19 protein-coding genes and 1 riboswitch are annotated in these 18052 nt (G+C 73.9%); of the genes, 10 read left to right on the forward strand and 9 right to left on the reverse strand.

What is annotated here, in order from left to right; all coding sequences use genetic code 11:
* Positions 1-9: 9 nt before the first annotated feature.
* Positions 10-1218 carry a Gfo/Idh/MocA family protein gene (locus ACFFKU_RS03655; protein ID WP_380135744.1) on the reverse strand — a complete coding sequence of 403 codons (1209 nt, stop codon included), beginning with the start codon at positions 1216-1218 and terminating at the stop codon, positions 10-12.
* Positions 1219-1325: 107 nt separating this feature from the next.
* On the opposite strand from ACFFKU_RS03655, the gene ACFFKU_RS03660 reads away from it, so the two are divergent.
* The 6 genes from ACFFKU_RS03660 to purM all read left to right on the forward strand — a co-directional run bounded on the left by ACFFKU_RS03660 (position 1326) and on the right by purM (position 7110).
* Positions 1326-2363 carry a LacI family DNA-binding transcriptional regulator gene (locus ACFFKU_RS03660; protein ID WP_380135747.1) on the forward strand — a complete coding sequence of 346 codons (1038 nt, stop codon included), beginning with the start codon at positions 1326-1328 and terminating at the stop codon, positions 2361-2363.
* A 31-nt stretch (positions 2364-2394) separates the two neighbouring features.
* A riboswitch (glycine riboswitch) is annotated at positions 2395-2501 on the forward strand.
* 85 nt (positions 2502-2586) lie between these two features.
* The gene (gcvT, locus tag ACFFKU_RS03665; RefSeq protein ID WP_380135749.1) at positions 2587-3693 is read left to right on the forward strand and encodes a glycine cleavage system aminomethyltransferase GcvT; all 1107 of its coding nucleotides are present in this window, start codon (positions 2587-2589) and stop codon (positions 3691-3693) included.
* A complete protein-coding gene (locus ACFFKU_RS03670; RefSeq protein WP_380135750.1) occupies positions 3693-4103 on the forward strand; it encodes a sterol carrier family protein in 411 nt (136 codons plus the stop codon). The genes gcvT and ACFFKU_RS03670 overlap by 1 nt, the downstream gene beginning before the upstream one ends.
* Positions 4100-4450, forward strand: a complete 351-nt coding sequence (locus ACFFKU_RS03675; protein ID WP_380135752.1) for a hypothetical protein — start codon at positions 4100-4102, stop codon at positions 4448-4450. Before ACFFKU_RS03670 ends, ACFFKU_RS03675 begins: the two co-directional genes overlap by 4 nt.
* 48 nt (positions 4451-4498) lie before the next feature.
* The gene (gene purF / locus ACFFKU_RS03680; RefSeq protein ID WP_380136114.1) at positions 4499-5980 is read left to right on the forward strand and encodes an amidophosphoribosyltransferase; all 1482 of its coding nucleotides are present in this window, start codon (positions 4499-4501) and stop codon (positions 5978-5980) included.
* A gap of 8 nt (positions 5981-5988) precedes the next feature.
* The gene (purM, locus tag ACFFKU_RS03685; RefSeq protein ID WP_380135754.1) at positions 5989-7110 is read left to right on the forward strand and encodes a phosphoribosylformylglycinamidine cyclo-ligase; all 1122 of its coding nucleotides are present in this window, start codon (positions 5989-5991) and stop codon (positions 7108-7110) included.
* Between the two features lie 64 nt (positions 7111-7174).
* Here purM and ACFFKU_RS03690 read toward each other — a convergent pair whose 3' ends face one another.
* Positions 7175-7411: a DUF3073 domain-containing protein gene (locus tag ACFFKU_RS03690; protein ID WP_380135756.1), complete on the reverse strand. Its 237-nt coding sequence runs from the start codon at positions 7409-7411 to the stop codon at positions 7175-7177.
* Between the two features lie 166 nt (positions 7412-7577).
* On the opposite strand from ACFFKU_RS03690, the gene xylB reads away from it, so the two are divergent.
* A complete protein-coding gene (gene xylB / locus ACFFKU_RS03695) occupies positions 7578-8984 on the forward strand; it encodes a xylulokinase (protein WP_380135757.1) in 1407 nt (468 codons plus the stop codon).
* Positions 8985-9017: 33 nt separating this feature from the next.
* Here xylB and ACFFKU_RS03700 read toward each other — a convergent pair whose 3' ends face one another.
* The 7 genes from ACFFKU_RS03700 to ACFFKU_RS03730 all read right to left on the reverse strand — a co-directional run bounded on the left by ACFFKU_RS03700 (position 9018) and on the right by ACFFKU_RS03730 (position 14497).
* Positions 9018-9899: a GGDEF domain-containing protein gene (locus ACFFKU_RS03700; protein ID WP_380135758.1), complete on the reverse strand. Its 882-nt coding sequence runs from the start codon at positions 9897-9899 to the stop codon at positions 9018-9020.
* The gene (locus ACFFKU_RS03705; RefSeq protein WP_380135759.1) at positions 9892-10653 is read right to left on the reverse strand and encodes a GAF and ANTAR domain-containing protein; all 762 of its coding nucleotides are present in this window, start codon (positions 10651-10653) and stop codon (positions 9892-9894) included. Before ACFFKU_RS03705 ends, ACFFKU_RS03700 begins: the two co-directional genes overlap by 8 nt.
* Positions 10654-10878: 225 nt before the next feature.
* Positions 10879-11397, reverse strand: a complete 519-nt coding sequence (locus tag ACFFKU_RS03710) for a hypothetical protein (protein WP_380135761.1) — start codon at positions 11395-11397, stop codon at positions 10879-10881.
* Entirely contained in the window at positions 11394-12428 is a 1035-nt protein-coding gene (locus tag ACFFKU_RS03715) for an iron-containing redox enzyme family protein (RefSeq protein ID WP_380135763.1), read from the reverse strand. Before ACFFKU_RS03715 ends, ACFFKU_RS03710 begins: the two co-directional genes overlap by 4 nt.
* Entirely contained in the window at positions 12425-12631 is a 207-nt protein-coding gene (locus ACFFKU_RS03720; RefSeq protein ID WP_380135764.1) for a CDGSH iron-sulfur domain-containing protein, read from the reverse strand. The genes ACFFKU_RS03715 and ACFFKU_RS03720 overlap by 4 nt, the downstream gene beginning before the upstream one ends.
* Positions 12628-13272, reverse strand: coding sequence for a HemK2/MTQ2 family protein methyltransferase (locus ACFFKU_RS03725; RefSeq protein ID WP_380136115.1), 645 nt, complete (start codon positions 13270-13272; stop codon positions 12628-12630). Before ACFFKU_RS03725 ends, ACFFKU_RS03720 begins: the two co-directional genes overlap by 4 nt.
* A gap of 151 nt (positions 13273-13423) precedes the next feature.
* Positions 13424-14497, reverse strand: coding sequence for a LacI family DNA-binding transcriptional regulator (locus ACFFKU_RS03730; RefSeq protein WP_380135765.1), 1074 nt, complete (start codon positions 14495-14497; stop codon positions 13424-13426).
* 231 nt (positions 14498-14728) lie between these two features.
* Here ACFFKU_RS03730 and ACFFKU_RS03735 point away from each other — a divergent pair, with 231 nt between their 5' ends.
* The 3 genes from ACFFKU_RS03735 to ACFFKU_RS03745 are packed head-to-tail and all read left to right on the forward strand — an operon-like array spanning position 14729 to position 17992.
* The gene (locus tag ACFFKU_RS03735; RefSeq protein ID WP_380135766.1) at positions 14729-15976 is read left to right on the forward strand and encodes a sugar ABC transporter substrate-binding protein; all 1248 of its coding nucleotides are present in this window, start codon (positions 14729-14731) and stop codon (positions 15974-15976) included.
* Between the two features lie 22 nt (positions 15977-15998).
* A complete protein-coding gene (locus ACFFKU_RS03740; protein WP_380135768.1) occupies positions 15999-17105 on the forward strand; it encodes a carbohydrate ABC transporter permease in 1107 nt (368 codons plus the stop codon).
* The gene (locus ACFFKU_RS03745; RefSeq protein WP_380135769.1) at positions 17102-17992 is read left to right on the forward strand and encodes a carbohydrate ABC transporter permease; all 891 of its coding nucleotides are present in this window, start codon (positions 17102-17104) and stop codon (positions 17990-17992) included. The genes ACFFKU_RS03740 and ACFFKU_RS03745 overlap by 4 nt, the downstream gene beginning before the upstream one ends.
* Positions 17993-18052 lie beyond the last annotated feature (60 nt).

Here is an 18052-nt window from a genome sequence, read left to right on the forward strand (position 1 = left end):
TCGGGGAGGTCAGTCGGCGGGGACGGTCTCGACGGATCCGGCGGCGGCGCGGGTCACCGCGTCGATCACCCGCAGGTTGTGCAGGCCGTGCCGCAGCGGCGGCACCACGGGGAGGTCGCCGATCGGGGTGCCGACACCGCCGGCGACCTCGTTGAGGAAGGCGCGGCACTGGAACACGAAGAAGTCGTTCTGGCCGTGGCCGACCGAGGGGAAGTCCATGGCCAGGCCACCGGCCACGTAGGGGTGGGCGGGCCCGACGAGGACGTCGCGGTAACCGTTGACGACGCCCGGGGCGGTGGAGTCGGCGATGCGGAACTCACCCGTCCGGTTCAGGTCGAAGCTCGCGGCCCCGTTCTCGGTGAAGATCTCGAACCCGAGGCCGTTGGGTAGGCCGTGCGCGATGCGGGACACCGAGAAGGTTCCCGTCGCTCCCGAGGCGAAGGTCGCGGTGAAGGTCACGAGGTCCTCGTTGCCGACCTCGCCGAACTCCTCGGTGACCTCGGCCAGCGCGTGCCCGACCACGACCCCGCTGGGCTTGGGCCGGCGGGTCGTGACGGTCGAGAAGACCGTGCCGCGCACCGACTCCAGCGGCCCGCACAGGAACTCACCCAGGTCGATGACGTGGCTGCCGATGTCGGCCAGGGCCCCGGACCCGGGCCCCCCCTCGTAGCGCCAGCTCATGGGGGCGTCGGGGTTCGTCGCGTAGTCGCACCAGTAGTGCCCGTTGAAGTGCCGGACCGCGCCCAGATGCCCGTTGGTCAGCTGCTCGCGGATCGCGGTGATGGCCGGGGAGCGGCGGAAGGTGAAGCCGACGGCGGCCACCTGGTCCGGGTGCGCGTCGGAGGCCGCCACCATCGCCTCGGCGTCGGCGACGCTCGGGGCCAGGGGTTTCTCGCAGAGGACGTGCTTGCCCGCGGCCAGCAGGCCCTCGACGATCTCGCGGTGCAGGTGGTTCGCGACGACGACGCTGACGGCGTGCACGTCCTCGTTCTCGGCCACGGCCTGCCAGGTGGTCTCGGCGCGTTCGTAGCCGTAGCGACGGGCCGCGGCCACCGCGAATGGCTCGTGGGCGTCGGCCACGGCGACCAGGCGGACCTCGGTCAGGTCGTCCCCGAAGGGGCCGCCGGCCAACGTCGAGGCGGTGCGGTAGCCGGCGATGTGGGCACGTCCGGCCATGCCGGCGCCGATGACGGCCACGCCCAGGGGGGAGGAGGTCATGAGGGATCCTTCGGGGGGAGGTGGACCGGCTGCGGCGTCCGACCCTGGACGAGCGCTTTTAAACCGGTTTAAAGTGGCGTCACCAGCATGCGAGGAGGGAGCGTCGGGTGTCAAGCACCGAATCCGGACCCGGGGGCTCGTCGGCCCGCCGCCCCACGATCAACGACGTCGCCCGGCACGCGGGGATCTCCAAGGGCACCGTCTCGCTGGCCCTGCGCGGCGCCCCCGGTCCGAGCGCCGAGACCACCGCGCGGGTGCTGCGCGCCGCGGAGGAGCTGGGCTACCGGGCCAGCCGGTCGGCGAGCCTGCTGGCCCGGCGCCGCACCAACCTGCTGGGGCTCACCCTGACCCTGCGCAACGCCTTCCACGCGGAGCTGGCCGAAGGGGTGCAGGCCGCGGCCGACGAGGCCGGGTACGAGCTCGTCCTGAGCCCGGTCACCGCGGCCCGGGCCGAGGCGCGGGCGGTCGAGACCCTCCTCGACTCCCGGTGCGAGGCCGTGCTGCTGCTCGGCCCGGAACTACCCGCGGCCGATCTGGACGACCTGGCCGCCCGGGTCCCCGTCGTCGTGGTCGGGCGGGCGGTGGAAGGGGTCGGGCTGGACGTCGTCCGGACCTCCGACGAGGCGGGGATCGCGCTGGCCGTCGAGCACCTCGTCGGGCTGGGGCACCGCGCCCTGGCCCACGTGGCCGCCGGCCGCGGGCCCATCGGCACCGCCCGTACCGAGAGCTTCCGGGCCGCGGTCCGCCGGGCGGGGGTGGCCGAGGCGTCGCTGGTCGTCGAGGCGGGGGAGTTCTCCGAGACGGCCGGCGCACGGGCCGGTGCGACCCTCCTCGACGGCCCGGTGACGGGGATCGTCGCCGCCAGCGACCGCATCGCCCTGGGGGTGCTCGACGCCCTTGGTCGGGGCGGCCGGGCGGTCCCGGACGAGATGTCCGTCGTGGGCTACGACGACAGCCCGTGGGCCCGGCTCGGGCACGTGCAGCTGACCTCGGTCAGCCAGGAACCCGCAGAACAGGCCCGGGCCGCGGTCCGGGCCGCGGTCGACCGTCTCGACGGCGGGCCGCGCCCGCCGCGGGAGACGGTCCTGCGCCCCCGGCTGGTGACGCGGGCCACCAGCGCCCCGCCCCCGTCCGGGGGACGCTGAGGGGTCGGATGTGGCAGGCTCGTCCCGGCCACGAACCACGGCGGGAGAGCCCCTGGACCGGCGCGCGAGCGCCACCTCCGGGGCACCGAAGGAGCAACCGCCCCGGAACCTCTCAGGTCGACGGACCGCCGTGGGACGGCCGCTCTGGAACCCGCCGCCGGGTGACAGAGGGGGTGACGTCCGGGCCGCGCGAGGCGGCCCGACCGACCCGGAAGGTGCTGCCGTGAGCGAGAACTCCCCCCTCCACGAGGTCCACGCCGCCCTGGGCGCGGCCTTCACCGACTTCGCCGGCTGGTCGATGCCCCTGCGCTACTCCTCCCAGCTCCTCGAGCACGCCGCCGTCCGCGAGGCGGCCGGGGTCTTCGACCTGTCGCACATGGGCGAGCTCACGGTCACCGGCCCGGCGGCCGGTGCCGCCCTCGACGCCGCTCTCGTCGGGCGCGCCTCGGACCTGCCGCTCGGTCGGGCGGCCTACGGGATGGTCGTCGACGAGCAGGGACTCGTGCTCGACGACGTCGTCGTCTACCGGCTGGGTGACGAGGAGTTCCTCGTCGTGGCCAACGCGGCCAACGCCGACGTCGTCGCCGGACTGCTCACCGAGCGGGTCCGGGGCTTCGACGCGACGGTCCGCGACGACGGTCGCAGCACCGCGCTGGTCGCGGTGCAGGGGCCGCAGGCCGCCCCGGCGCTCGCGCCGCTGCTCGACGTGGACCTGGACGGGCTCGGGTACTACCGCTGCCGCCCGGCTCGGCTGAGCACCGGGGCCGGACCGGTGGACGTCCTGCTCGCGCGGACCGGGTACACGGGCGAGGACGGCTTCGAGCTGTTCTGCCCGGTCGCCGACGCGGTCGCGGTCTGGGACGCGGCGCTCGCCGCCGTCGAGCCCCTCGGCGGGGTGCCGGCCGGTCTGGCCTGCCGCGACACGTTGCGGCTGGAGGCGGGCATGCCCCTCTACGGCCACGAGCTGACGGCGGCCCGCTCGCCCTACGAGGCCGGGCTCGGCCGGGTGGTCAAGCTCGACAAGGCCGACCCCTGGATCGGGGCGGAGGCGTTGCGGCGCATCGCGGCCACGCCGACGGCCGAGGTGCTGGTCGGCCTGCGCGGCGAGGGGCGTCGGGCCCCGCGGCAGGGGTACCGGGTGCTGGCGGACGGCGCGGCGGTCGGCGAGGTCACCAGCGGGGCGCTGTCGCCGACGCTCGGCCACCCCGTGGCCATGGCCTACGTCGACGTGGCCCACTCCGCGGTGGGCACCGCGTTGGAGGTCGACGTCCGCGGGACGCGCCTGCCCGTCGAGGTCGTGCCGCTGCCCTTCTACCGTCGGGCCCGGTAGTGCCGCCCCGGCGCCGGACGGACCCCGCCGCGGGACGGGCCGCGGCGCTCGCCGCGGCCGCCGACCTGGCCGCGGGTCGGACCCCGGAGCGCAGCCGGCTCGCGACCGCGGTGCGGTGGTCGCTGGAGGAGCTGAGCACCCGTCACCCCGGCAACCACGTCGAGGTGCGGGTGCCCCCGTTCGGGGCCGTCCAGGTGCTGCCCGGGCCCCGGCACACCCGGGGTACGCCCCCCGCCGTGGTCGAGACCGACGGCGTGACCTGGCTGCAGGTGGTCGTCGGGGAACGCGGGTTCGGTGCCGCTCTGGACGAGGGACGGATCCGGGCCAGCGGGCTGCGCGCCGACCTGTCCGACCTGCTGCCGCTGCTGCGCACGGGTGAACCCTCCGGTGACGTACCGTCGTCCCCGTGAGCAGCACGACCCCTGAACCCGCGCAGTCCGAGCAGCCCGGGCCGCCCGAGGACGAGGCGACCGAACCGGAGGGCACCGGGTTCGTGCAGGTGACCCGGCGTCGGGCCCCGCGCTACCGGAGCTTCATGGTGACCGGCGCCCTGATCGCGCTCGCCATCTCCGGGGGCATCGCGCTCACCACCCCGCCCAGCGGCGGGTACAGCCAGCAGGCCCTGTTCGGCTACCTCCTGGTGAGCCTCGGGTTCTTCTTCGTGCTGCTGGGCGGCCTGCTCGCGGTCCTCAGCGAACGGCGGGCGATCGGCCGGGCGCCGAGATCACGACGGGCGGGGCGACGTCGCCGCGTGTGACACACTTCTGACGTGGCCCGCGGTGACGGACGTCTGAACCACGACCTCATGCCCGGAGAGAAGGGACCCCAGGACGCGTGCGGCGTCTTCGGGGTCTGGGCTCCCGGGGAAGAAGTCTCCAAGCTGACCTTCTACGGTCTCTACGCCCTGCAGCACCGGGGGCAGGAGGCCGCCGGCATCGCCGTGAGCAACGGTGAGCAGATCCTCGTCTTCAAGGACACCGGGCTCGTCTCGCAGGTGTTCGACGAGTCGGCGCTGGAGTCTCTGCAGGGCTCGGTGGCGGTGGGCCACACGCGCTACTCGACGACCGGGGGCAGCACCTGGGAGAACGCGCAGCCCACGCTCGGGGCCACCTCGGCCGGCACGGTCGCCCTCGCCCACAACGGGAACCTCACCAACTCGTTCGCCCTGCGCGAATTGCTGGCCGAGCGCACCCGCGCCACCGAGGGCGAGCCCGGTGGCCGTCCCGGCGGACGCGGTGAGATCGCCCGCGGCAACACCACCGACACCGCGCTGATCACCGCGCTCTTCGCGGGCGACCCGGACCGGACGCTCGAGGCCACGGCGCTGGAGATCCTCCCGCACGTCGAGGGCGCGTTCAGCCTGGTCTTCATGGACGAGCACACCCTGTACGCCGCCCGCGACCGGCACGGGATCCGCCCGCTCGTGCTCGGACGGCTCGACCGGGGCTGGGTCGTCGCCAGCGAGACGGCCGCCCTGGACATCGTCGGGGCCAGCGTGGTCCGCGAGATCGAACCGGGCGAGCTCATCGCCATCGACGCCGACGGGTTGCGGTCCTCGCGCTTCGCCGAGGCGAAGCCGACGGGGTGCGTCTTCGAGTACGTCTACCTCGCCCGGCCGGACACGACCATCAACGGCAAGGTCGTGCAGGAGGCCCGCGTCGAGATGGGCCGGGCCCTCGCCCGGGAGCACCCCGTCGTGGCCGACCTGGTGATCCCCACCCCGGAGTCGGGGACCCCGGCCGCCATCGGCTACGCCGAGGAGTCGGGCATCCCCTACGGGCAGGGCCTGGTCAAGAACGCCTACGTCGGGCGGACGTTCATCCAGCCCAGCCAGACCATCCGCCAGCTCGGCATCCGGCTGAAGCTGAACCCGCTCAAGAACGTCGTGCACGGCAAGAAGCTCGTCGTCGTCGACGACTCGATCGTGCGCGGCAACACCCAGCGGGCCCTGATCCGGATGCTGCGCGAGGCCGGCGCGGCGGAGGTGCACGTGCGCATCTCCTCCCCGCCCGTGACCTGGCCCTGCTTCTACGGCATCGACTTCGCGACGCGGGCCGAGCTCATCGCCACCGGGCTCGGGGTCGAGGACGTCTGCAAGAGCATCGGCGCCGACTCCCTGGGCTACATCTCCGAGGACGGGATGATCACCGCGACCGAACAGCCGCGCGAGCGGCTGTGCACGGCGTGCTTCAGCGGCACCTACCCGGTGGCCCTGCCGGACCTCGAACGCCTCGGCAAGCACGCGCTGGAAGCGCCCAAGATCCCCATCACCCCCGTCCGGAAGTGACCGCACCCGTGAGTTCCTCGCCGTCCCCCGTCCGCAGCACCACCTACGCCGACGCCGGGGTCGACGTCGTCGCCGGGGACCGGGCCGTCGAGCTGATGAAGGCCTCCGTGGCCCGCACGCACGCCGCGCCCGCGCTCGGTGGGGTGGTCGGTGGCTTCGGCGGGTTCGCCGGTCTGTACGACGTGTCCGCGCTGCGGGACTACCGCCGTCCGCTGCTCGCCACCAGCACCGACGGGGTGGGCACCAAGGTCGCGGTGGCCCAGGCCGTCGACAAGCACGACACCATCGGGTTCGACCTGGTGGGCATGGTCGTCGACGACATCGTGGTCTGCGGGGCCACGCCGTTGTTCATGACCGACTACATCGCCTGCGGCCGGGTCGTGCCCGAGCGGATGGCGGCCATCGTCGACGGCATCGCCCGTGCGTGCGAGGAGGCCGGGGTCGCCCTGGTCGGCGGGGAGACCGCCGAGCACCCGGGGCTGCTCGGGGCCGAGGAGTACGACGTGGCCGGCGCCGTCACCGGCGTGGTCGAGGCGGACGAGCTCCTCGGGGCCGAGCGGGTCGTCGCCGGGGACGTCCTGGTGGCGATGGCCTCCTCGGGCCTGCACTCCAACGGCTACTCCCTGGTGCGCCGGGTCTTCGCCGACGCCGGCTGGTCCTACGACCGCCACGTCGAGGAGTTCGGCCGGAGCCTCGGCGAGGAGTTGCTCGAGCCCACCCGGGTCTACGCCCGACCGGCGCTGGGCACCCTCGCGGTGGGCGGCGTGCACGCCATGACCCACGTGACCGGGGGCGGGCTGGCCGCCAACCTGGCTCGCTGCCTGCCCGAGACGCTGACCGCGGTCGTCGACCGGGCGACCTGGACCCCGGGCGCGGTCTTCTCGACCGTCCGTGACCTGGGTGGGGTGCCCGCGGGCGACCTCGAGCGCACGCTGAACCTGGGGGTCGGCATGATCGCCGTCGTCGCGCCCGAGAGCGCCGACGCGGTCGTCGCCTCGATCGAGCGCTCCGGCATCCCCGCCTGGGTGTGCGGCGAGGTGCGGGAGCGGCAGGACGCGGACGGCGCCAGCAACGGCAAGAGTGTGGCCGGGGGCGTCGCCCTCCTCCGAGGAACCCACCAGGGCTGGTGAGTCGGGAGGAGTGGCCGGCCCCCGGCCGGGTGCTCAGAGCATCAACGTCGAGTGACCCGGAGGGTCAAGCCCGACGCTGCGACGGCCAATCGTCGTCGTCGTCCTCGGCGGCGTACCGCGAGTAGTACTCGTCGTCCTCCGTCGACTCCGACTCGTCGGTCGCGGCGGGCCGCGTCGACGGGTTGAAGCGGTCTGGCCCGTGCAGCTCGCGTTGCAACGCGTTGTAGTCGGTCTCAGGGCTGAAGTACTTCAGCTGCCGAGCGACCTTCGTCTGCTTGGCCTTCTGACGGCCGCGCCCCATGGCGTCGACCCCCTCGCGCGTCGGCCGGGGCGGCAGAGCGGCCCCGGAGTAGCTGTCATCTCTCCGTGGCCTCAACGGTACATGTTCAAGGAGGCTTCCGGCATCCCGGTCAGGTCGGGCCCGGCCCGACCGCGCCGCCCGGGTGGCGGTGGTGTTGAGTACGGCCATGCCGACCGTCGCCGGAATCGACTCCTCGACGCAGTCCTGCAAGGTCGTCGTGCGCGACGCCGAGACCGGGGACCTGCTGCGCGAAGGGCGGTCCCGCCATCCGGACGGGACCGAGATCGACCCCGAGCACTGGTGGCGGGCGCTCGACGAGGCCGTCGAGGACGCAGGCGGCCTCGACGACGTGGACGCCGTCTCGGTGGGTGCGCAGCAGCACGGCGCGGTCCTCCTGGACGAGAGCGGCGAGGTCGTCCGCCCCGCCCTGCTCTGGAACGACGGGCGCTCGGCCCGGGCCGCGCTCGACCTGACCGAGGAGCTCGGGGGCCCGGCCGCCTGGGCGGAGCAGGCCGGCAGCGTCCTGGTCGCCTCCTTCACGATCACCAAGCTGCGCTGGGTAGCCGAGCACGAGGCCCAGGTCAGGGACCGGACCCGGCGGGTGTGCCTCCCGCACGACTGGCTCACCTGGCGCCTGGCCGGGGCGGGGTCGGCGCCGCTCACCACCGACCGGGGCGACGCCAGCGGGACCGGGTACTTCTCCCCGGCGACCGGGGAGTACCGGCCGGACCTGCTCGAACGCGCCTTCGGGGCCCGGCCCGAGCTGCCCCGGGTCCTCGGCCCCGCAGAGGCGGCCGGGGAGGCGGCCGGTCCCCACGCCCGCGGTGCCGTGCTCGGCCCCGGGACCGGCGACAACATGGCGGCCGCGCTGGGTGTCGGAGCCCGGGTCGGGGACGTCGTCGTGTCCATCGGGACCTCGGGGGTGGTCAGCGTCGTCAGCGAGCGCCCGACGGCCGACCCCACGGGGGCGGTGGCCGGGTTCGCCGACGCCACCGGGCGCTTCCTGCCGCTGGTGTGCACCCTCAACGCCGCCCGGGTGCTCGACGCGGCGGCCCGTCTCCTGGGCGTCGACCACGCGGAGCTGTCCCGGCTCGCGCTGCAGGCCCCGGAGGGATCGGACGGATTGGTCCTGGTGCCCTACCTGGAGGGTGAGCGGACCCCGGTCCGGCCCGACAGCACCGGGGCGCTGCACGGTCTGACGCTGCGCAGCTCCACCCCCGCGCACCTGGCCCGCGCCGCCGTGGAGGGGCTGCTCTGCGGCCTGGCCGACGGTCTCGACGCGCTGGTCGACCAGGGGGTGGAGATCGGGCGGGTGCTGCTGGTCGGGGGCGGGGCCCGGTCGGAGGCGGTGCGCGCGCTGGCCCCCGCCGTGCTGGGCCGACCCGTGGTGGTGCCCGAACCGGGGGAGTACGTGGCCGACGGGGCCGCCCGCCAGGCGGCCTGGACGCTCCTCGGGGGGGCGGAGGCGCCCGAGTGGTCGCTGCGCCCCTGGGCGACCGTGGAGGGCGCGCCCACCCCGCACGTCCGCGAGCGCTACGCCGAGGCTCGCGACCTCACCGTGCCGACCCGCTGAACGGTCGGTGCTGCGCGGAACCGCCGGGGGTGGTCAGCGCCGGTGCGCGCGCTTGTCGCGGTACATGTGCGCGTCCGCGCGGGCCAGCAGGTCGGCGGGTGCGGACACCAGGTCGTCGGGCACCCATCCGACGCTGAGGCGCAACCCCGCCCCGTCCCCCTCGCCCGCCGGTAGGCAGGTCCGCAGTCGATCGGCGAACCGCTCGGCCGGGTCGACGGGGCCGGAGGGGTCGGCGAACGGTGCGGGGGCCAGCGCTCGCTCCACCAGGAGCCCGAACTCGTCACCCCCGATCCGGGCGACGACGTCTCCCGGACGGACGTGCTGGCGCAGCATGCTCGACACCGCTCGGATCACGGCGTCGCCCGCGGCGTGGCCGTGCCGGTCGTTGACGGCCTTCAGGCCGTCCACGTCGCAGAGGTAGACCTCGACGCGGCCCCCGTCCCGACGCGTCCGCTCGCGGGCCCGCCGCCACCGGTCCTCGAACACGGCCCGTCCCGGCAGACCCGTGAGGGAGTCGTGGGTGGCCCGGTGGGCCAGCAGGCGCAGGGTGGCCTCGCGACGCGTCATCTCCCGCAGGGCGACGTGGACGCGCCGGGGGGCGGGCGGTTCGGCCCGCAGCCGGGCCTCCCAGGACCGGTCGGGCGCGTGCGCGAAGCGCAGGTCGACGGGTCCCACGTCGACCCCGGGCCCGGCCGTGGCCGCGGCCACCGCCTCCCGCCACCGGGCCCGGTGGCGCGGGACCAGCAGCGACTGCACCCCTCCCGCCCCGGGGGTCGTCGTCGCCCCGAGCAGGCACCGGGCCACGGGGGAGCCGCTGACGAGACGGTCGTCCTCCAGCACCCCGAGGACGAGACCCGGCAGTCCCCGGACCGTGGAGTGTGCGGAAGGGCCCTCCGCGGTGATCTTCTCAACCATGACGGCTCACACCCTCCACCACCTCGGCCGCGATGTCGCGGAGTTTGCGGTTGTGGCGCTGCGACCGTCGCGAGAGGTGCTCGAACGCCTCGTCGGCGGTGCAGTGCAGCGTGGCCATCAGGACGCCCTTGGCCTGCTCGATCGTGGCCCGCGTCTGCATGGCGATCCGCAGGTTCTCGGCCTGGTCGACCGAGATCGCGTAGAGGGTGGCGTTCGCCAGGGCCACGGCGGCGTAGCCGGCGAAGGTCTCGACGAGCGCCTGCGCGGACGGCGGCAGGGGGCCCGCCGAGGTCCGGTAGACGTTGATCGCCCCCACGAGGTCCATCGGCATGGGCAGCGGCACGCTGGTCACGCCGTGCACCCCGTGCCGCACGCCGAGGGCGGCGAAGTCGGTGTAGACGTCCTCGGCCCGCGTGTCGGCGATGACGACGGTACGACCTGTCTGCGCGGCGTCGACGCAGGGTCCGAAACCGGAGGCGTACTGCCGCTCGTCCAGGACCGCGGCCCGGCTCCCCGAGAACGCGGCGGAGTAGGGCCGATCCCGGTCGATCAGGGTCACCGAGACCTCGTCGGCCCCGGGGACGCTGGCCACCACGAGGTCCGCCACGCGCTGCAGCACCTGGCCGAGGGGTTCTCCGAGGAAGATGCGGGAGAGTTGCGCGATCGCGGCGGCCGGGGTGAGGTCGCTCGTCGCCGGGAGACCGGGGCCACCAGCAGGGGCGGCGGCGGGGTCGGGCTGGTCGGGGTCGGGCACGGGGTTCCGATCGAGTGGCCCGGGTCGTTCCTCCCGGTGGTCGACCGGCGGGGCGCAGCTCGGGATACGACGCCGCCCCCTCAGCGGGGAGGGCATGCGCTGGGCTGTCTTCTCAACCCGGTCGGGGCGTCCAGGCGTGCTTCCCGGGATGCCCCTACGCAGTGATCCGACGCTACCGCACCGGCCGCCGCCACGACCCATGATCATTGCGCGGCAAGGACTCCCTCAGGGACGGGCCCCGGTGAAGACCTCTCGGGCCGCCTCCCGGTGCAGTTCCTCCAGCGTCTCGGCCTGCCTGTCCGCGCGGGCGATCAACCCGTCCAACCGCTCGACCGGGAGCCGGGGTTCCGCCGCCGCGAGCTCGCGCAGCGTCCGCCAGCCCGCGGCCTTGCCCCGGACCCCGAGCAGCAGGCCCTCGAGCTCCACCAGCGGCCGCAGCGGGGAGGGGCGCACCAGGCGCCCGTTGGGTTTCAGCGCGCCGAGCGCCTCGCCGACCCGCGCGGCCAGCAGCAGGCGGTGCCGCGGCCTCACCTGCAGGTCGGCGAGGAGGGAGCGCAGGGAGGCCCGGTCGTCGGCGACCTCGCGGCTCATCGTCGCCAGCACCGCGGCGGTGGGGGTCCCGCGCAGCGCGCGGGTGGTGCGCCGGAAACGGGCCAGCCCCGCGGTGGCGCCGGCGAGGTGGTCGTTCAGGTAGACGGCGAGCAGGTCGTGGTGCCCGGTCGCGACCGTCCGGTCCCGGCTCACGGGTGCGGCGCGGGGGACAGGGCGCGCAGGGCGCTGCGGCCCTCGCGCCAGGCATCGAGGACGGCCGCTCCGACGTCGGCGTCGAGGACGGTCGCCGCCTGGACCCCGAAGACGACGTCGGCGGCCAGGGCCGGTTCCGCCCGGACCAGGGGAGCGATCAGGGCGTGCCGCACCAGCTGCTCGTGGACGGCGTCGGCCTCGACGTGCTCGGCGTAGAACTCCACGCTCGCCGGGCCGCACCCCAGCCGTTCGGCGGCCCGGACCAGGCGGGCCGAGCCGGGCGAGGACGTCAGCTCCACCACCGCGAACTGCCCGACGAGCGCGCCGCGCAACGAGCGCCGCAGTCCGCACAGGGACATCAGGTTCACCTCGGCGAGCACGGCACCGGGGGCCCGGTCGAGGTGCGCGCCGTACCCCGCGTCGAGCCCCAGCTCGCGCATCATCTCCGCGAACAGGTGGGCGTGCATGCGTTCCGGCCGCCCCGCCCCGTACTCGTCGTGCTCGACCGTGACCAGCGCGGCCTTGGCCGCACCCTCCAACCGGGGGATCACCCAGGCCTGCGGATCGGCCTCCTTGAGGTGGTAGATCGAACGCAGGGCGACGTACTCGCGGAACTGTTCGATCGAGGCCCGGCGGGCGAGGTGGTGGGAGATCCCTTCCTCCCCGGACTCCTGCAACAGGGCCGCCAGCGCCGCGTCCACGTCGGCGCCACCGGGGACCCGGGCCCGCAGCCCGGCCAGGAAGATCTCCTCGAGATCGCGGCGCAACCGGATCAGCTCCGGGTCCCACTCGAGATCGGCCGGAACGTCGGCGAAACCCCGGTAGTGCAGCTCGTAGGCCACGTAGAGCGCGAGGTGCAGGTCCTCCCCGAACGGGTCGGTCCCGGCGTCCGCGAGGTCGTCGACGCCGAGACGGCGGAGCGCGTCCGGGTCGGGTTCGCGCAGGTACGCGAGGACCGCGGCGCTGATCGGCCCGCGGTCGGCGGGGCGGGCCGGGCCCACGGGACCGCGGGACAGGGTCGACAGGCTCATGGGTTCTCCTCCGGGCGACGTCGGCGCCGATGACTCGTGTCGCAGAACGGGGGACGGGCGCTGAGGCCGCAGACGCACAGGCCGGTCACGGCTCGCCGGGAGACGACGACCCGCCCGTCGGGCAGTTCGACCTCCACCGGCCCGTGCACGAGCAGCGGACCGTCGTCGGTCACGACCACCCGGGTGGGGTTCCGTCCGCTCATCGCCGGGCCTCCACGACGACGAGTTCCTCGTGGTCCTGGTCGGGCCGCAACAACCCCCGGGAACGCAGCAACGCGGCCCGTCGCCGCATCACCGGCCCGAACGGTTCGGGGGCGCGGTCCACGACCGCGGCGCGGAAACCCCGGTCGCGCAACCGCTGCACGGTCCGGTCCTCGTCGGCCAGGGCGGAATGGACCATGAGGAGCCGACCCCCGTCGACGAGCACCGCGGCGACGTCGTCGCAGATGCGCTCGATCACCGCACGACCGTCACGCCCGGCGTCCCAGGCGCGCCCGGGGCCCCTGCGCGGGAGGACGTCGCTCCGGCTCGGGACGTAGGGCGGGTTGGCCAGGACGAGATCGAAACGTCGCCCCCGGACGGGGTCGAACAGGTCGCCGTGGCGGAGCTCCACCCGGGCGCGGTGCAGCAGGCTGTTGAGGCGCGTGGTGATCAGCGACAGACGCGAGAGGTCCACGGCCGTCACCGAACGGGCTCCGGCGCGGACCGCCGAGAGGGCCAGTGCCCCGCCACCGGTGCCCACGTCGAGGACCCGGCAGCCCTGCGCGCCACCGCTGCGGCGCAGGGCGCGGATCAGCAGGAAGGTGTCTCCCTGAGCCCGGTAGGTTCCCGGGAGTCGCAGCATCACCCGCCCATCCTCGACGCGGGAACCGTTGCCCACCAATTGATCTCGAAACCGCATGATCCGCGTCGGGGATCCTCGGAGATCGTGTGGGGCGGTCGCGGACCCTCTCCCGACGTCCGTCCGGGCCCCGCCCGCGGGGCCCCGGGCGGCGCTAGCGCGGAGGGTCGGTGGGGCCCTCGGCGCGGGCCTCGGGATCGGCGGGCACGAAACGCAGGCCGCCGTCGCGCCAGGAGACGAGGGGCCGGACGAGTTCGTGGTTGCCGGTCGGAGGGGAGGGATCCTCGACCAGGCCGAGGAGCCGGAGCGCCGCGGTCGCGATCCTCGCGACGGGTTGCTGCACGCTGGAGAGACCGATCGCGGCCGCGACCGGGGTGTCGTCGAAACCCACCACGGGGATCCGTCCACCGGTCGCCATCGACGCCCCCAGGGCGAGGGTGTCGCTCGCGCACACGACGGCGTCGGGGATCGCCCCGGCCGTGAGCAGCGCCTCGACCGCGGCGGCCGCGTTGCCCACCGAGTCCTCGACGTGCAGGTCGAGCCGGGCCCGCGCGGCCGGGGGGAGCACGTCCGCCATCACCGCCGCCCAGCCGGCGCGACGCTCGTCGCCGACCCCGGAGCCGGCCGGCCAACCCAGGTAGGCGACCCGGCGACCGACCCGGGTCAGGAGCTCGGCGGTGACCTCGGCCGTCCCGGCGCGTCCGTCCACGTCGACCCAGCGCCGCGCGGGGTCGTGCAGGTCGCGACCCCACGGGCGACCGAAACTCACGAAGTCGGCCCCCTGCTCGACCAACCAGTCGATCCGCGGATCGTCCACGGTCGTGGACGTGAGGACGAACGCGTCGACGTCGGCCCCGTCCACCAAGCGGCGGAACTGCCGGATCTCGTCCTGCTGGTCGGTGGCGGTGTAGAGCGTGACGCGCAGCCCCACGGCGTCGGCCTGCTCGGTCAGGGCGTGCAGGAACCGGTCCAGGACGGCTCCGGAGATCCCGTTCTGCACCGGGTCCAGCCGGACCCCGAGGGTGGAGCTGCGCCGCGTGCGCAGGCGCCGGGCCGAGGCGTGCGGGCGGTAGCCGAGCCGGGCGATGGCGTGCTCGACCCGGGCGCGGGTGTGGGGCGCGACGACGTCGGGGGAGTTGAGCACGTTGGAGACCGTCTGCCGCGAGACCTGCGCCAGGGACGCGACGTCGGTGACCGTGGGCAGGCGGGGGGACGGATCGGACGGCACGGTCCCTCCCTCCTCGGCTCGCCGGGACGCCGGCGCGGCCCGATCATGCTCGCGATCCGGACGATCGACATGGTGACCGCCCATCATCACCCCCTCGGTCGCCGGACGTGCGGACGGGCGCCGGTCCGGGGGTCGTGAGGCGGCCCGGTTGACACGTCCCGGGGGCCGACCTACCGTGATCGCGCTGCATTTGAACGATCAAATCAACCGACTCGAAGGAGAGCCGCCCCCATGCACCGACGCATCCGACGCGCCGCGTTCGCCGTGGCGATCGTGTCCACCGTGACCCTCACCGGGTGCGGGTCCGGCTTCTCCGACGCCCCCGCGGGCGAGGACGGACAGCTCAGCACCGGTGACGGCGCGCTCACCGTCCTCTACGGCCCCAGCGGTCAGGCCGAGATCGACGCGATGACCGAGGCGGTCGACGCGTGGTCGAAGGACTCCGGGACGGCGACGAACCTGGTGGCGGCGAGCAACCTCGACCAGCAGCTCTCCCAGGGCTTCGCCGCCGGGAAACCGGCCGACGTGTTCTACCTGTCGACCGACTCCCTCGCCGGGTACGCCGAGAACGGGTCCCTGCTCGCCTACGGCGACCAGCTGCCGAACAAGGACGACTTCTACCCGGGGCTCGTCCGGTCCTTCACCTACGACGGCACGTTCTACTGCGCGCCGAAGGACTTCTCGACGCTGCAGCTCGTCATCAACACCGACCTCTGGACCGCGGCCGGCCTGACCGACGCCGACGTGCCCACCACCTGGGACCAGTTGCGCACCGTCTCGCAGCGGTTGACCACGCCCGAGCACGTCGGGCTGGGGGTCTCGGGCGAGTACGCGCGGCTGGGGGCGTTCATGGTGCAGGCTGGCGGGAACCTCATGAACGCCGAGGGGACCGAGGCGACGGCCGACAGCCCCGAGAACGTCGAGGCGCTGCAGTACGTCAAGACCATGCTGGAGGGCGGCGAGGCGAAGTTCGCCAAGGACCTGGGGGCCGGCTGGGGCGGGGAGGCCCTGGGCAAGGGGCTCGCGGTCATGACCATCGAGGGCAACTGGATCACCGGGGCCCTGAGCAAGGACTACCCCGACGTGAAGTACAAGGTCGTCGAGCTGCCCGCCGGTCCGGCCGGCAAGGGAACGCTGCAGTTCAGCAACTGCTGGGGCATCGCCGCCGACAGCAAGAACCAGAAGGCGGCCCTCGACCTGGTCGAGCGTCTCACCTCCGCCGACCAGCAGCTGGCGTTCTCGAAGGCGTTCGGTCCGATGCCGTCCATCCGGTCCGCGGCCGACGCCTGGCGCAGCGACAACCCGGACCTGGTGCCGTTCCTGGACGGGGTGGACTACGCGCAGGGGGTGCCCACCGTCAAGGGTTCCGCCGACGTCGTGACCGACCTGAACAGCAAGCTGGAGTCGCTGGCGACCGGTGACCCGGCGGAGATCCTCGCCCAGACCCAGACCAACCTGCAGGCCCTCACGGGCCGCTGAGCCGCGGAGGGAGGAAGCCGTCATGGTCTCGACCAGCACGCCGTCGCGGCCGCGGACCACGCGGTCCGGGGTCAGGTCCGGTCAGGCGCTCTCCGGGTGGTTGTTCACGGCCCCCGTCGTGGTGCTGCTCGGTCTGTTCCTCGGGATCCCGGTGCTCATGGCGCTGTGGGTCAGCGTCTCCGACTGGACCGGCCGGGGCAGCCCCTTCTCCTCCGGGGTGGAGTTCGTCGGGTGGAAGAACTACTCCGACCTGCTCACCGGGGGCGGTCTCGCGACCCAGGACTTCGGGACGTCGTTGCGCAACAACGCCTGGTACGTCCTGCTGGTGGTGCCGACCCAGACCGCGGTGTCCCTCGGGCTGGCCGTGCTCGTCAACCGGGCGGCCCTGCGCGGGCGCGGGTTCTTCCGCACGGCGTTCTACTTCCCGTCCGTGACCAGCTCGGTCGCGATCACCGTCCTGTGGCTGTTCCTCTTCTCGGCCTCGGGGGCGGTCAACCGCGTGCTGTCCTGGGTGGGGCTGAACGGTCCGAACTGGTTCAACGACCCGACCGGCGTCGTGCACGCCCTCCTCGGGGCCGTCGGGCTGGGGTCCGGACCGTCCGGTCTCACCGAGAACCGGTTCCTCGGCGTGAGCTGGTGGGACTGGTTGGGCGGGCCGTCCGTGGCGATGTCGGCGTTCATCATCATGGCGGTCTTCACCACCAGCGGGACCTTCATGCTGCTGTTCGTCGCGGCCCTGCAGAACCTGTCGGGGGAGGTCGCCGAGGCGGCCGTGATGGACGGGGCGAACGGGTGGCAACGGTTCTGGCGGATCACGCTGCCGCAGCTGCGACCCACCCTGTTCACGGTGCTGACGCTGGGTCTCATCGGGGCCTGGCAGGTCTTCGACCAGATCTACACGGGGACCCAGGGTGCGCCCGGCAAGACGACCCTGACCCCGGCCTACCTCTCGTACCAGAGTTCCTTCGTGAACCAGGAGTGGGGGCAGGGCGCGGCCATCGCGTTCATCCTCTTCGTGATCATCGTCGCGCTGACGCTGTTCCAGCGGGCCCTGCTGCGCGAGCGGGACGTCCCCGTCCGCCGTCGCCGTGCCGCGGCGGTCCTTCCCCCCACCGGAGGTTCGCGATGACGTCCACCCCCACGGCGGTCGCCACCGCGGCCACCGCCTCTGCTCCCGCGCGCCCCCGCCGCTCCTGGCGGGCGACCTCCGGGCCCGTCTACCTCGTCCTGGTGCTGCTGGCCGTCGTCTACGTCGCCCCCTTCCTGATCCAGGTCGCGACCGCCGTCAAGACCGACGCCGACGCGGCCGCGAACCCGGTGTCGCTGGTGCCGCACCCGTTCTCCACCGCGGCCCTGGAACGGCTCCTCGCCAACTCCGACTTCCCCCTGTGGTTCGGGAACTCGGTGGTCATCACGGTCGCGGTGACGCTGGGCCGGGTCTTCTTCGCCTCGCTGGCGGGCTACGCCCTGGCCCGGCTGCGGTTCCCCGGCCGGGGACTGGTGTTCGCGGCCATCGTCGCCGTCATGTCCGTCCCGGCGGTCGTGCTGCTCATCCCCAAGTTCCTCGTCATCAACCAGCTCGGCATGTACGACTCCTACGCGGGGATGATCGTCCCGCTCCTGGTGGACGCGGCCGGGGTCTTCATCATGAAGAACTTCTTCGAGTCGATCCCGGTGAGCGTCGAGGAGCAGGCCCGCATCGACGGGGCGGGGACGTTCCGCATCTTCTGGTCCGTCGTGCTGCCGATGGCCCAGCCGGCCCTCGTCACCGTGACCATCCTGTCCTTCCAGGGTTCCTGGAACGAGCTCGCGCACTTCATCGTCGCGGCCCAGGACCCGGCGCTGACCCCCCTCACCAAGGGGGTGGCCGGGTTGGCCAGCGGTGGGTTGTCGCAGGGGACGCAGTACCCCCTCAAGCTCGCGGCCGCCGCGCTCATGACCATCCCCGTGGCCGTGCTGTTCTTCGCCTTCCAGCGCCGCATCCTCAACACCAGTGACGGTGCCGTGAAGGAGTGAGGCCCCGGCCTCCGCTCCCCGCCCGTCCCCGACCTCGATCCGAGCCCGAGCCCGACCCCA

The sequence above is a fragment of the Kineococcus gynurae genome (assembly GCF_042433995.1).
Classification (GTDB): Bacteria; Actinomycetota; Actinomycetes; order Actinomycetales; family Kineococcaceae; genus Kineococcus; species Kineococcus gynurae.

Excerpts from the sequence above, each read along its gene's own strand:
- ACFFKU_RS03655 (WP_380135744.1), bottom strand. The coding sequence starts at position 1,218 with ATGACCTCCTCCCCCCTGGGCGTGGCCGTCATCGGCGCCGGCATGGCC.
- purF (WP_380136114.1), top strand. The coding sequence starts at position 4,499 with ATGCCCGGAGAGAAGGGACCCCAGGACGCGTGCGGCGTCTTCGGGGTC.
- ACFFKU_RS03690 (WP_380135756.1), bottom strand. The coding sequence starts at position 7,411 with ATGGGGCGCGGCCGTCAGAAGGCCAAGCAGACGAAGGTCGCTCGGCAG.
- xylB (WP_380135757.1), top strand. The coding sequence starts at position 7,578 with ATGCCGACCGTCGCCGGAATCGACTCCTCGACGCAGTCCTGCAAGGTC.
- ACFFKU_RS03700 (WP_380135758.1), bottom strand. The coding sequence starts at position 9,899 with ATGGTTGAGAAGATCACCGCGGAGGGCCCTTCCGCACACTCCACGGTC.
- ACFFKU_RS03715 (WP_380135763.1), bottom strand. The coding sequence starts at position 12,428 with ATGAGCCTGTCGACCCTGTCCCGCGGTCCCGTGGGCCCGGCCCGCCCC.
- ACFFKU_RS03720 (WP_380135764.1), bottom strand. The coding sequence starts at position 12,631 with ATGAGCGGACGGAACCCCACCCGGGTGGTCGTGACCGACGACGGTCCG.
- ACFFKU_RS03725 (WP_380136115.1), bottom strand. The coding sequence starts at position 13,272 with ATGCTGCGACTCCCGGGAACCTACCGGGCTCAGGGAGACACCTTCCTG.
- ACFFKU_RS03735 (WP_380135766.1), top strand. The coding sequence starts at position 14,729 with ATGCACCGACGCATCCGACGCGCCGCGTTCGCCGTGGCGATCGTGTCC.
- ACFFKU_RS03740 (WP_380135768.1), top strand. The coding sequence starts at position 15,999 with ATGGTCTCGACCAGCACGCCGTCGCGGCCGCGGACCACGCGGTCCGGG.
- ACFFKU_RS03745 (WP_380135769.1), top strand. The coding sequence starts at position 17,102 with ATGACGTCCACCCCCACGGCGGTCGCCACCGCGGCCACCGCCTCTGCT.